We start from the raw sequence: 13048 nt of genomic DNA on the forward strand, positions 1-13048 counted from the left end.
CATTTCAGTTATATACACTCATTGTTAATATTATGTATGTTTTATCAAAACAAAAAAGACATTATCTTCTATAAAGAAGATAATGTCTTTTTCTGTTTATTAAACAATACCAGCTCGTACTTGTTGTACTTGCAACACTTTTAGTGTAAGATCTAACACAATTTTTTCACGTAAAGCATCAAATGTTGCTTCTAACGCTGTAGGACATGGAGAAAAATCTAATTCATAAAAATTAGCACTGATTATTTCAACAGTAGGTTGCTCGTTATAAACTACATGATTTTCGAAGAAGTATTTATCCAAACGAGGTAAATCGCCATCCTTTGGATTAATAAAATGAGAGGCTGTATCTGAAGAAGCTGCAATTAAAGGTAAAGTGAAAAAATCACCTTCTGTTAAATCTGCAAATCCAGAAAAAGGAACATTAGCAATACGATCATATAAAGCTGCATTACATTCACCAGATGCATATTCAATATTTTTACGAATATAACCTGATACAAATAATTTTGCTCTTGTAACACGACGATAAGGCGTACCTTCTACTGGAGTAAATGCTACAGGAACTAATTTACCTTGTGTTAAAAATACATTTTTTAAAACACGTTTAATTTCAGATGCTGGTGGATCTAATGGAACATCTGCTTCTACAACAATTTGAAGTGTTCTCTCCGCTAAAACTACTGGAACTTTTATTATAGGATTTACTGTAACAATAGGTTCTGCTGGTGCATTAGATAAAGGTGTTTGTGTTTGACTGACAACTGGACACGGAGCAATAATTGGACACGGTTCATTTGACATTTGATAATTTTCCCCCTTAAATTAAATCTGAATTTTATACGTTCGCAATTATATTATGTATTTTTTATAGTAATGAGTGGGTTTTTATGGTAGTCTTTTTTATCATTCTGTTTTTTGAATATGGATTCAAATGGTAGCATGTATGTTTTCTCCTATTAATATGATGTATAAAATGAAGCCTCATGAAACGAAAAGGTATTTTTAGAATGAAAAAAATAGAAAAATAATAGTACTTCATTTCTTCATACATACCAAATACAAAGAAAAGAAACTGGAAGAGTTAGCAGCTAAGTATGATGTATTTGTAAGGGTGTATGTAATTTTTTAATAATAAACTTTATAAATCTTACATTTGAGAGTGTGACAAGAAAGTAAAAGTGAACTTAATGAAAGTCTAAAGGGGTATATATGGGAATGGCGAATAATAATATATATTTCTGGATTTTTTAACGAAAAATAGGATGGAGGATGTAATATGATTCAATTTCCGAAAGAAAATGCTGAGCAATTTTTCAGGTCATATAGTATTAGTGATTTTACGGTTAGTGAAGATGAAAGAAGATTACTTTTCAATACAAACTTAAATGGGCATTTTAATTTATGGTCGATAGATTTACCTAATTTATACCCTTATCCCTTAACATATTGTAATCAATCAAGTAATTTTATTAAAATAGATCCCGCGAATAGATTTATTTTAGCTGGATTTGATAAAGATGGAGATGAAAATTATCATATTTATGCATTGAAACCAGTGGGTGGAGAATTGCTTGAGTTGATTCCAGCAGGAGAGAAAGATTATTATGTGCATTTAACAGAGGATGGGGAAAGACTATACTATGTCACAAGTAAAGATAACCCAAGGTTCTTAAACTCTCGTTGTTATAATATACGTACAAAAGAAGATACTCTCCTGTTTACCGGCACAGAGACACCTACATATGTGAAGGCAGTGAGCCCGAATGAAACAAATTACATTGTTTTAAGGTCATATAGTAATACATATAATGTAGGATATGTGAAAAGTGGAGAAGAATTCACTTGTATAGTACCTTCCAGCGAGCTAGAGCACACCATAGCATCCGTTTGTTATGTCGATGAAAATACAGTGATTTTTGTTACAAATTATGAAGAGGAGTTTTCCTATGTAGCTTCTTTTGATTTGAATGAAAAGAAATTCAAGCCAATTTGCAAAATAGAAAGTGAAGACATATCTGATATAAAATGGCACCCAGGATCAGCAACTTGTTACATCGTTACTGCCAAAGGTGTTACCGATAAATTATATAGATTTGAATGGGGTAAGCAAGAACTAACTTTATTAGATACTTCAGTAGATACAATCAAACAAATTCATGTCGCTAAGTCTGGAAACTTATACTTATTGGGTGAGAGTGCGACGAAAACAGCGAATATCTACTGTAAGGAGTCTAATAGTACCGAATGGATAACTCTGACTAGAAACCATGTAGTTGGGCTTTCAGAAGATTCTCTTGTGGAGCCTGATGTGATTACGTATTCTTCGTTTGATGGGCTAATTATAGAAGCACTGTTATTCCAAGCTAAAAAAGGAGTGCAAAATGGATATACTATATTCTGGCCTCATGGTGGTCCACAAAGTGCTGAGACGAAAAAGTTCAGGGCAATGTTTCAATATTTATTAGGGCAAGGTTATACTATTTTCGCTCCAAACTTTAGAGGTAGTACAAGGTATGGTTCAACATTTACGAAAATGATTGAAGGTGATTGGGGAGAAGCCCCTCGATTAGATTGTGTAGCAGGAATAGAATGGCTATTTAAACAGGGTATTTCAACTCCTAATAAATTATTCGTTGTAGGCGGTAGTTATGGAGGGTATATGACTTTATTACTCTACGGGCGTCATTCAGAGTATTTCCGTGCAGCCGTAGATATTTTTGGCCCTAGTGATTTATTTAGTTTTATAGAATCTATGCCTGAGAATTGGAAGCCACTTGCAGTTAATTTAATTGGTGATGTTAAGAAAGACAAAGATAAGCTTAGAAAAGATTCGCCAATCACATATTTACATCAAATGAAAAAACCGCTTCTTATCATACAAGGGGCAAATGACCCTCGAGTTGTAAAGTCGGAGTCGGATCAAATTTTTCGAGCGCTGCAAGAAAAAGAAGTGGATGTAGAGTACCTAGTACTAGACGATGAAGGACATGGATTTTCAAAAAAAGAAAATGAAATATATGTATATCGTCGCATAACAGAATTTTTAGCAAAGCATAAGTGAAATAAATGGCACCTTGGAGGATATGGTTATCAACTATAGTAGAGGTTGTTTCTTTTTTCTAAAGGGCAAGTGTAGGTAAAAGGAAGAGCCCTAAAATCGCGCCAGAATAGGAATGTATAAAAAGATGCATAGAATTATAGGGAAAGAAAAAGGCCAATTTCTGGTGAGAATAAGATTCCATCTTTTCCCTTGCTACCGATAATCAGACGTTATGTCAACCTAACATGTATAGGATATACACTGTTCCTTATTCAACTAAATAGCAGGTTAGTTGAAGTTTATTTTGGTTAATATAGGAATTTTTGGATGCCCGCTAGAATATAAAAAATATAGATTGTATTATAGGAGGTATATAATGAAACAAAACATTTATGATAATCCGTTTTTCTTTAAAAATTATAAGTCATTACGTGAAAATGGATTTACCTTTAATGATTTTGTTGAACAGCCAGCAATTAAATCTATAATTGCTAATCTTACAGATAAGTCTGTATTAGATTTGGGATGTGGAACTGGTCATTTTTCTATGTACTGTGTAGAAAATGGTGCCTCGAAAGTTATAGGAGTGGACATCTCAAGAAACATGATTGAACAAGCTGAAATGTATAACAAAAACGAAAAAATAGATTATATGTGTGTACCAATAGAAGAACTTAATTTGCCAAATCAAAAATTCGACTTAATAACAAGTTCTTTAGTTATACATTACATAGAAGATTACTCACATCTAATTAAGAAAATAAGAGATCTGTTAAAAAATGATGGTGAATTTATCTTTTCAACAGAACATCCAATAGTAACAGCTCGAAAGGAAATGAATAATTGGTTTAAGGATAATAATGGAAACAGATTGCATTGGGCATTAGATAATTACCAGGAAGAAGGAAAAAGGGAGGAACATTGGTGGATAGATGGTGTTGTTAAATATCACAGAACAATTTCAACATTAATTAATACTCTTATAGACAACGGTTTTGTAATTGAGAAAATTATTGAGCCAGAGTCAACTCCAACAGGATTAGAAAAAATGCCAGAATTAATAAATGAAAAACGGAGACCATCTTCTATTATCATTAAATCAAGAAAATATTGAGATTAAACCCTCGTTGATTAACTTCCGCTTTCGAATGTTATGTCATCAACGCTTATAATAAAATGCAGAAAAGTAAAAATTTCGTTTTGGGGTACTATAAATTTTTGGCTTGATGGGCATGGGGTAGTACCAACAAAACACTAACATTACAGCCTAAGAAAAATTTGAAAAAGAAAAAATTTCTGTACGTTAAGGAAGCGACTATTATAAATTGTTTCTTTAATTGATGATTTGCATCATAATGGCAGTGAGTGTGATGTGTAATAGAAGAGATACAATGAAGGTTTTTAACAGAAGAGTATAAAAAGTAATAACATGTTTTAAAACGAATTGCTTAACACTTGAAGTTTATCCTAGGTAGTATTTTGGAAAATATGTTATTTATGGTTTAACATGGACTTCCACTGTACCTTGAAAAGGAGGTAGCTTCAACAGGAGAGGATATTTGCAAACAAAAAGCACCCACTTTAGGGTGCTTTTGCAACTTATAGATAACATATTTATCATGTCTCTAATTTCTAATACATCGTGTAATTTGAAATTAGGATAATTTAATTAGATTAATTGATGCCGCAAGTTTTCTACCATCACAAGTATCTATAACTTCATCTAATACATTTCTCAGTTGAACAGTAGCATTGGCTGGGATAAATACAATAGATCCACCAGAAACAGTGGCACAAACATTACGATCGGCTTCATAATCAGAAACTCCAAATCGCGTTTGATTGTTGGGAACTTCCACCCCGTTTATGAATAGTCCCAAATCCCTGTCACCACCAGGAGTATTGGGACTATAATTCACGCTTACATAGTAATCAATATAGTATGCCCCAGCTTGAGTAACGTGGATAGTCACTCCATTAGAGTCAAGATTTACTCCACCAGATGTCTGCCCTGTAGCATTCCAAGGCATGGGTTGGTTCATGACCAATGTGACAAAGTTAGTCTGATAAAAATTTCCGAAAGCCGGTGAAAATACACTCGGTGCCCCCTCGATAACAACCTTTTGTACACAAGTTTTACATTCTTTATAACACCTACAGTTACAATGTCTATGTCCACACTTCTTACAACGTTCAGACAAAAAAACATCTCCCATCCTATCAATTAGCTAATAGTTAATAGCTATTACTAAGATATTAATTTTTTACTAATGTGAAACGGATACTTGTCCTAAGAGGTTGGATTTATTTATCAAAAGCCTAATATATAATTAATAGAAGAAATATAAAAAAGTGCTAACAAGTTTGCAAACGAACTTGCTAACACTTATACAAAATATACATAAATTATCGCTGATATGTCGTCTTTGAAACTAGCTTTAATCAGTTAAATCACACTAATACGAAATGCTCATAAAAATAGTCTTAATATCAAGAATATAATCATCCAGATATTCCTTTACTTTTAAGACGGAAACGAGGCATGATATTGATTTCTACCTCAGAGTTTGCGTCAAATAATAAAAAAATACGGTTTGTAAAACTAAAAATACAACAAGCTACAACCGGTATGAAATGGATTAAAATATTTAGAAATTTAAAAGATGATTTTCAAATAGGGGGAGAGGTGGATTTAGACCATATTCTCCAATATCCGAAAGATTATATTGTAGGGGGAAATAAAAGGGTGTTATTTCCATACAATGAGAGAATTTATAAAGTTCAAGGTACTAAAATAGAACCGGGTATAAAAGTAAAGGAAAGAGAGTATTTATTTAAAGAATTTCAGCGTAAATTCTCTTATTTCACAATACTTCCAGAATGTAAAAAGATAGCAACAAATAACAAAAATGAATTATTTCCTTTATTTGCACCAAAAGGATTAGAGACATTAACATTAGAAGTTTGGTCTGAAAATATAGTGCTGGAAATAGAACAAGCATTACTTGAGAGTCAAATTGTTTTGACTAAAGTTGGTGAAAATTCTTATGTATTGAATACAGATTTTCCAGTGTTATTAAAGATTGTGAGATACAATATTGAAAAGGTGTTACAAAATCCATATAAAATGCAATATTGCCAAAAATATAAAACAAATCTTGTAGATGATGTTACGAAAGCTGTCTATGCTACCGCGGGCGAGCGCAGTGATGCGACATTAGCATTAATCGCATTGAAAAATTGTGATGGACGAGAAAAAATTGATCCAAAACAAATCATTAGAGAGGGATTTGCACGAGCAAACCGTATTTCAACATTTATTAATTTATTTATAGGCCAAAGTGTATCGCGTAAAACAATTGTAAATAGTGTTTTTAGTTTATTAGAGCAAAAAGGATTTTTGAAGCGTAGTTGGAATAAGATAAATTTACCTTGTATATATGTTAATTTATCAATTGAACGAATATCGAAATTTGATTTCTTACCTATTCTTTCAAAAATAAAAGGAAAAGAAATTTTATATAAATTATATGGGAATACAGAATGGCAAACGATTGATTACGTATTATTAAATATAAATAAACATAATGCATTTTTACCACAACCATCAAAGAGAAATGATATGGGAGCTCTTTTTAAACAATATGTTTCCGAAACATTAATGGAAATTGTAAAATATGCAAAAGAACAAAATGAACAAGTTTACTTCATTGTAGATGCAAATTTGAGAAGGTATTGGATAAAAAAGTTACAAAATAAAGAAATTAATACAGATATTTTACCTGATATTGTTCCAGAGGTGTTAAAGGTTCCAAATTTAAATATTATTAGAATAAATACAGGTTTTGATGTACCAAGTTACGGTGTAGTAGAATGTGATGATGCTCTAGATAGCATTGGCTTATATGCAGATCAAAAAGGGATGTATTATAGCACTGGTGAATATTCACTTAATTGTAGTGGGATTTTTCAGCGATATATACTTGAAATTCTACCATTAGGTGTAAAACCTGTAGAAAGGGATTATATCGCTAAAATGATACATTACATGTGCTGTAATTCTAGTATGCTTTCGAAAAAGAATGTACACATGACATATTCCATGCATATGGAAAAGGTAATAAAGAGTTATATTACTGACATAGATGCAAGAGAGTTTAAAGAATTTGATGATGAATTGGATGTAGATGTAGTAAAAGTAGAAAAGAAAGATTCAATTATTCTACTTTAAATACTAGTAAACAAATCCTGCTCGTTATATCGATCAGGATTTGTCATTTTTTCATGTAAATAAGGATATCCTTTGTCAAGTATCTTTTCGTTTACATATTTACTTTATGTGCAGACAGGATTAATATGTTTTTTAGAAATACAAAAACTATTTCATATGGAAAAACGATTTTTATTAATTGAAAAAATTTGAAAGGAATGGGGAATTGTGAAGAAATTAGATGTGCTCTTAATGCTACTGAGCGGCCTCTTTCCAATTGCAGGACTTACAAAGCAAATCCCTCTAGAACAATCTATATATATTGGAGGGCTTTTATTTTTTACTAGTTTCGGTAGTTATTTTGCTAAAAAGATGTATTCACGTATATGCAGTTGGATAGCGTATGCGCCATTTATAACATTACTGTTAGTTATTTGGCATCAAGATATTTCAACAAGCTCAATCATAGCAAATGCGAAAATTGCTGCATGTGTCGCGTTAATTCCATGTTTATTCCGTTTTCGTACATATGGGCTTACTTTGGGCTTATTCTCATTATGGGCCGCTTTACTATGGGATATAAAAGAAGTACAGTCGTTAGTCATACTTGAACGCATAACGAGTTTAATGACAAGCCATTATGTATATATATTACTATTAATTGGAGGACTTGTAATAGGAGGATTACTTGCGATGTTCATTCACCGCAAAGAGAAAGATAATAATAAAGAAAATATAAATCTACTTGGACCAAAAAAGAAACGCAAAAGATTATCATTTAAGATTCGTCTTCCAAGATTACCGAAATTAAAGATGAAACTATTTAAGTTTGGTGGGAAAGAATCTAAAAGTAAAATGCCAGAAAAAATCCATGAATATAAGTACGAAGAACCAGTTGCAACATATGAAATGACAGAGAAAATAGATCCATATAAAGAAAATGCAGTTCAAGGTCAAACAAGGATGGAACGCCGAAGAAATAGGTATAATGCATAATGAAGTTTAATAACCCCGTAATGACTTATCTTAATATTGATAAATCATTACGGTTTTTTTATGTAATGAAATGAAGGTTGCTATTGCGGAGGGGAATAGCATATTTTATAGATAGGAACTAAAATAAGGGGAGGATAAAATGCTTATCATTACATATATATCTGCTTGCATATTATTTTTAGTTAGCTTTTTACATGTATATTGGGCTTTCGGAGGTAATTGGGGGACAAATAGTGTTATTCCAACTAAATCAGGGGAAAAGGCGTTTACACCTCGCGCCGGAATGACATTGTTCATTGCATTATTATTAAGTGTGGCAGCAATAATTTTGTTGCAACAAGCAAATATTGTTCATTTTGCAGTTCCTAATGTTATTATTCAAGTCGGTTCCTGGATTTGTATGATTGTCTTTTCTATTAGAGTGATTGGTGAGTTTAACTATTTTGGTATCTTTAAACGACAAAAAGATACGCACTTTGCAAGAATGGATACCGGTTTATATATTCCACTTTGTGCATTTTTATCTTTATCTTTCTTATTAGCAATAATTTTGTGAGTGAATAATAGTAGTTTCTTTTCTCAACATATATGTAAACGTGAGAAATCTAAGAGTAAATAAAAAGGATGTAAGCGCCTTCTTGTCGAAATGTAAATTATTATGAAAGGCGGTGACACTATGAAGTATGTAAAAGTTAGTATGAATGGTGGAAGTGAACATAAATTCTCAATGACTTTAGATCGGTTTAAAGAACTTATTACTACAGAGAATGGGATATTAGAAAATAAATTAGTATGTATTGAAAATGTAATGATTAATCCTACTAATATATCTTCTGTAGTTGAAAAAATTGGTGTACCGGCTAAGTTTATGGAAGCTTAAAATGTTAGATAAAAAACATCCATTAGGGATGTTTTTTAATTTATAAATATGATAATCGTACAGTAAATATTTGAGTAGATTTTATAGCAATGACTATGCATATATTAAGTACCTGAACATGGTTCTTAATACATGCACGAAATAATAAGTACAAGCATATATTATATAGTAGGACAAGATCTTCGTGTCCTACTTAATACTCAGAAAAAACCTCTAATCACATAAGAGCATCCAATTGCAGGGTGCTCTTATTTTTTATGAAAATCTACTACGAGTCTTATTTTATAGTAGGATGCAATAATAAAGGGCTATTTTGAAATAGTGTTCTTTAGCCTTTAATGTTAAATTTATCTTTAACGTTAATAAATATTAAAAATAATATGATAGCAGAAATTAAGTTAGATAAGTAGAAATTTTGATGAAACAGTAGTTCGAAGATGACATAGAAAGTAACGAATAAGGCAATAGCAGGTAGTATGCAAATAAATATAAATCTCCAATTTTTTAAGTAATGTTTATAATTAGTAAGTACTTTCTCCATAAATATAGCTCCTATATTTTTGTTTTTATATAATTATACATTTAGATACAAAGATTTTCAAAGTAAAATATTTAGCAATTCAAAAATATAAGGAGAGCTTTTGTTGAAAATCCAGATTGCTGTAGCAATCTGGATTTGACTTTAAAGAACTATACTAAAATGATACACTATAATCTACGTTATTTTTGAAATGAATAGAGGGATTTGTGTGATAGATAAAATTAAAAATGCTGTAGAGAATATGTACGAAGATGAGGCTAAAGATTTACTTCAAAGTATTCTCATACAGTTAAACTTATTAGAAGAAAACTACAGTGAAGATACAATTAAAAATTTGATGGATATTCCGAAACAATTAACGAGTAATCCTACTTATAAAAGGAATGTAAAAGAAAGTACGCACGTACATATTGCTTTTGATGATTCAACGGCTGGTTGCTTAAAATATATGTTAAGTCAAGAAGAATTATTTGAAGAGAGTGTTGTTGCTTTTTCGGAATTCTTTTCAATTGGACCGATATATAGGTTGCATACGAATGAGGGGCAACTAGCAAGACAGAAGTGGTTAATAAATAACTTAACTGCTTATGATAGTTATTTTGAAGAAGAATATTTATCAAGATTTATAGCAACTATAGAAGAACTACATACTATTCCTGTTGAAACGCCTATTACAATTTGGAAGGCTGATAATGCACATGAACATGTAGGCCTAAGTTTTGTAATGGCACAATTAAAGGATAAGAAAAATATTCGAGTTATTAATACGTCTGAAGCAAGTAGAGAAATATTAAAACAAGAGTATGATATTCGTGGAACGGGAGAATTACCACCTGAAAGTTTAGCTCTATTCCAAAAAAGTTTTATAAAGCTACCTTATTTAACTGAAGAGAAGCGCATGAAGTTTGAAAATGAGTGGGATAGATTATCGGAAAGCATAGAATGTTTAAGAGTTTGGAAAGAAAATGAAGTGCATTCTGTACAGGAAGATTATTTTGATCAATTTATAATTGAATGCGCGAAAAGTGTGGGTGCTGATCGAGAGTTCCTTAAAGCTCCTAGAGTAATTGGTGAAGCACTTGGTCTTGTTGAACAGTTAGTTGGAGATACTTTCTTAGAATATCGCTTGAAACAATTAATTAAACAAGAAGTATTTGAATTTGAAGGTTCGTTAGATGAAATGCGTTTTTATAGTGTGAAGTTAAGGAAATAATAAACATATTCTATTTTTGAAAGGCTCGTATTTTTAATAATACGAGCTTTTTAAGTTGAATTTGGGCTATACATAAGCTTCCCAGAGAGGGCATATCACATATGAATGGTAAAGGTAATGAATGAAAAGAAGGTGATTTGTTAATATGTATAACCAACAAAATTATCCATATGATCAAGCGATGTATTATAATCCACATGACTACGGGTATGAACCTACAAATGAAGTGAGAGATATTGAACAAGAAGATTACAGACCAGATGATGCAGAAGATGCTCCAACGTCACCACCTCCGTCACAAGCGCCGTCGTTACCGTCTACATTTGCTTCTCCAGCACAACCAGGTAATATGAAATCATGGATGTGTAACTGTCTAGGAAGATGGGGCTATTTACGCTTACATCGTCCTGGTCCTTTCGGAAGAGATTTATGGTTCTTCCCGACTGAAGTGAGAAGAAATGGAGTGTCAGGTTACACGTGGCAAGGTGGTCGTCGTCGTAAAGTAAGTTATCGCTATCAACAAATTAGTAATTTTATGTGCTTCGCATAAAGAGAAGTGGGAGAGTGAAACGATTTTACTCTCTCACTTTTTTATTTTTCAATATACGAAGTAAGATTTTGATTAAAAATTTACAATTTTCACGTTTTTATTAGAGTATAATGCATATGTTGGGTTGATTTTCAAAAACAAATGAGAGTGAGGGAATACAATGTCAATGAAAAACAAAGTTGGGTTAAGCATAGAGGATGGCATTAATTTAGCTTCAGCTCAGTTTAAAGAAGATGCGTATGAAATTTATAAAGAATCGCGAAAAAAACAACCTATATTATTTGTAAACCAAGTTGAAATCGGTAAAGAATGGCTCATTACTAGATATGAAGATGCTCTGCCACTTTTAAAAGATAATCGTTTAAAAAAAGATTGGACAAATGTGTTTTCTCAAGATATAAAGAACATGTATCTTTCCGTTGATAATAGTGACCACTTAACAACGCATATGCTAAATTCAGATCCACCTAACCACAGTCGTTTACGATCTTTAGTTCAAAAAGCTTTTACACCGAAGATGATTGCACAATTAGACAAAAGAATTGAGAAAATAGCAGATGATTTGATAAGTGATATAGAGCGAAAAGGTACATTAAATCTTGTGGATGATTATTCATTTCCATTACCGATTATTGTAATAAGTGAGATGCTCGGTATTCCAAAAGAAGATCAAGCGAAATTTAGAATTTGGTCTCATGCTGTTATTGCATCACCAGAAACACCTGAAGAAATAAAAGAGACCGAAAAACAACTATCTGAGTTTATTACATATCTTCAATATTTAGTTGATATTAAACGAAAAGAGCCAAAAGAAGACTTAGTGAGTGCTTTAATACTTGCAGAGAGTGAAGGGCATAAACTTAGCGCTCGGGAACTATATTCAATGATAATGCTATTAATTGTAGCAGGACACGAGACGACAGTGAATTTAATTACAAATACGGTATTAGCACTTCTTGAAAATCCAAATCAATTACAGTTATTAAAAGATAATCCAAAACTAATTGATTCGGCTATTGAGGAAGGATTGCGTTATTATTCTCCAGTTGAGGTTACAACTGCAAGATGGGCAGCGGAACCTTTTCAAATTCACGACCGAACAATCGAAAAAGGAGATATGGTTGTCATTGCCTTAGCTTCTGCAAATCGTGATGAAACTGTATTTGAAAACCCAGAAGTATTCGATATTACTCGGGAAAATAATCGTCATATTGCCTTTGGTCATGGTAGCCATTTCTGTTTAGGCGCTCCACTTGCGAGGTTAGAAGCAAAGATTGCTATTACTACTTTGTTTAATCGAATGCCTGAACTACAAATAAAAGGGAATCGTGAAGAAATTAAATGGCAAGGTAACTATTTAATGCGTTCTTTAGAGGAATTGCCTTTAACTTTCTAGAATAGTTAAAAGGAGACATGCATACATCGAAAATGATTTACATAGAGTATGTATGTGTTATTTAAATTCGAAACGGAAGGGTGAAAACATCCCAATGATCAACTAATTCTATTTGTAAGAGATCTTCGTTAAAAAACGAAATATTCTTCTGAATAGGGTTAGTCTGTACATTTATAGAAAAGGGATGTATTTCGCTCTGCGAATATATAGTCTTTTTAT

General features: G+C 31.9%; 12 protein-coding genes and 1 pseudogene. 10 read left to right on the forward strand and 3 right to left on the reverse strand.

Annotation, left to right across the window (positions count from 1 at the left end):
• Positions 1–99: 99 nt before the first annotated feature.
• Positions 100–804, reverse strand: a complete 705-nt coding sequence (locus AC22L0_RS09290; protein ID WP_135238834.1) for a CsxC family protein — start codon at positions 802–804, stop codon at positions 100–102.
• A gap of 214 nt (positions 805–1018) precedes the next feature.
• Here AC22L0_RS09290 and AC22L0_RS09295 point away from each other — a divergent pair.
• The 3 genes and pseudogenes from AC22L0_RS09295 to AC22L0_RS09305 all read left to right on the forward strand — a co-directional run.
• Positions 1019–1132, forward strand: a pseudogene (locus AC22L0_RS09295) (replication-relaxation family protein); the annotation flags it as partial.
• A gap of 147 nt (positions 1133–1279) precedes the next feature.
• Entirely contained in the window at positions 1280–3064 is a 1785-nt protein-coding gene (locus tag AC22L0_RS09300) for a S9 family peptidase (protein WP_246962974.1), read from the forward strand.
• A 355-nt stretch (positions 3065–3419) separates the two neighbouring features.
• Positions 3420–4157, forward strand: a complete 738-nt coding sequence (locus AC22L0_RS09305) for a class I SAM-dependent methyltransferase (protein ID WP_000812398.1) — start codon at positions 3420–3422, stop codon at positions 4155–4157.
• A 541-nt stretch (positions 4158–4698) separates the two neighbouring features.
• On the opposite strand, the gene AC22L0_RS09310 is transcribed toward AC22L0_RS09305, so the two are convergent.
• The gene (locus AC22L0_RS09310) at positions 4699–5244 is read right to left on the reverse strand and encodes a hypothetical protein (RefSeq protein ID WP_487272246.1); all 546 of its coding nucleotides are present in this window, start codon (positions 5242–5244) and stop codon (positions 4699–4701) included.
• Positions 5245–5591: 347 nt separating this feature from the next.
• On the opposite strand from AC22L0_RS09310, the gene AC22L0_RS09315 reads away from it, so the two are divergent.
• From AC22L0_RS09315 to AC22L0_RS09330, 4 genes are all read left to right on the forward strand, one after another.
• The gene (locus AC22L0_RS09315) at positions 5592–7274 is read left to right on the forward strand and encodes an RNaseH domain-containing protein (RefSeq protein WP_135238874.1); all 1683 of its coding nucleotides are present in this window, start codon (positions 5592–5594) and stop codon (positions 7272–7274) included.
• A gap of 207 nt (positions 7275–7481) precedes the next feature.
• A complete protein-coding gene (locus AC22L0_RS09320; protein ID WP_000732183.1) occupies positions 7482–8249 on the forward strand; it encodes a DUF3959 family protein in 768 nt (255 codons plus the stop codon).
• 139 nt (positions 8250–8388) lie between these two features.
• Positions 8389–8805 carry a DUF3995 domain-containing protein gene (locus AC22L0_RS09325; protein WP_000905573.1) on the forward strand — a complete coding sequence of 139 codons (417 nt, stop codon included), beginning with the start codon at positions 8389–8391 and terminating at the stop codon, positions 8803–8805.
• Between the two features lie 120 nt (positions 8806–8925).
• A complete protein-coding gene (locus tag AC22L0_RS09330) occupies positions 8926–9129 on the forward strand; it encodes a hypothetical protein (protein WP_000878372.1) in 204 nt (67 codons plus the stop codon).
• Between the two features lie 328 nt (positions 9130–9457).
• On the opposite strand, the gene AC22L0_RS09335 is transcribed toward AC22L0_RS09330, so the two are convergent.
• A complete protein-coding gene (locus tag AC22L0_RS09335; RefSeq protein ID WP_000416828.1) occupies positions 9458–9670 on the reverse strand; it encodes a hypothetical protein in 213 nt (70 codons plus the stop codon).
• A gap of 208 nt (positions 9671–9878) precedes the next feature.
• Between AC22L0_RS09335 and AC22L0_RS09340 the strand changes: the two genes are divergently transcribed.
• The 3 genes from AC22L0_RS09340 (at position 9879) to AC22L0_RS09350 (ending at position 12829) form a co-directional block, all read left to right on the forward strand.
• Positions 9879–10883 carry a DUF1835 domain-containing protein gene (locus AC22L0_RS09340; RefSeq protein ID WP_087964760.1) on the forward strand — a complete coding sequence of 335 codons (1005 nt, stop codon included), beginning with the start codon at positions 9879–9881 and terminating at the stop codon, positions 10881–10883.
• A 145-nt stretch (positions 10884–11028) separates the two neighbouring features.
• Positions 11029–11433, forward strand: a complete 405-nt coding sequence (locus AC22L0_RS09345; protein WP_000282680.1) for a hypothetical protein — start codon at positions 11029–11031, stop codon at positions 11431–11433.
• 160 nt (positions 11434–11593) lie between these two features.
• Positions 11594–12829 carry a cytochrome P450 family protein gene (locus tag AC22L0_RS09350; RefSeq protein ID WP_000062125.1) on the forward strand — a complete coding sequence of 412 codons (1236 nt, stop codon included), beginning with the start codon at positions 11594–11596 and terminating at the stop codon, positions 12827–12829.
• Positions 12830–13048: the final 219 nt, after the last annotated feature.

Source organism: Bacillus sp. LQ01 (assembly GCF_057624735.1).

Excerpts from the sequence above, each read along its gene's own strand:
- AC22L0_RS09345 (WP_000282680.1), top strand. The coding sequence starts at position 11,029 with ATGTATAACCAACAAAATTATCCATATGATCAAGCGATGTATTATAAT.
- AC22L0_RS09335 (WP_000416828.1), bottom strand. The coding sequence starts at position 9,670 with ATGGAGAAAGTACTTACTAATTATAAACATTACTTAAAAAATTGGAGA.
- AC22L0_RS09290 (WP_135238834.1), bottom strand. The coding sequence starts at position 804 with ATGTCAAATGAACCGTGTCCAATTATTGCTCCGTGTCCAGTTGTCAGT.
- AC22L0_RS09305 (WP_000812398.1), top strand. The coding sequence starts at position 3,420 with ATGAAACAAAACATTTATGATAATCCGTTTTTCTTTAAAAATTATAAG.
- AC22L0_RS09330 (WP_000878372.1), top strand. The coding sequence starts at position 8,926 with ATGAAGTATGTAAAAGTTAGTATGAATGGTGGAAGTGAACATAAATTC.
- AC22L0_RS09300 (WP_246962974.1), top strand. The coding sequence starts at position 1,280 with ATGATTCAATTTCCGAAAGAAAATGCTGAGCAATTTTTCAGGTCATAT.
- AC22L0_RS09325 (WP_000905573.1), top strand. The coding sequence starts at position 8,389 with ATGCTTATCATTACATATATATCTGCTTGCATATTATTTTTAGTTAGC.
- AC22L0_RS09350 (WP_000062125.1), top strand. The coding sequence starts at position 11,594 with ATGTCAATGAAAAACAAAGTTGGGTTAAGCATAGAGGATGGCATTAAT.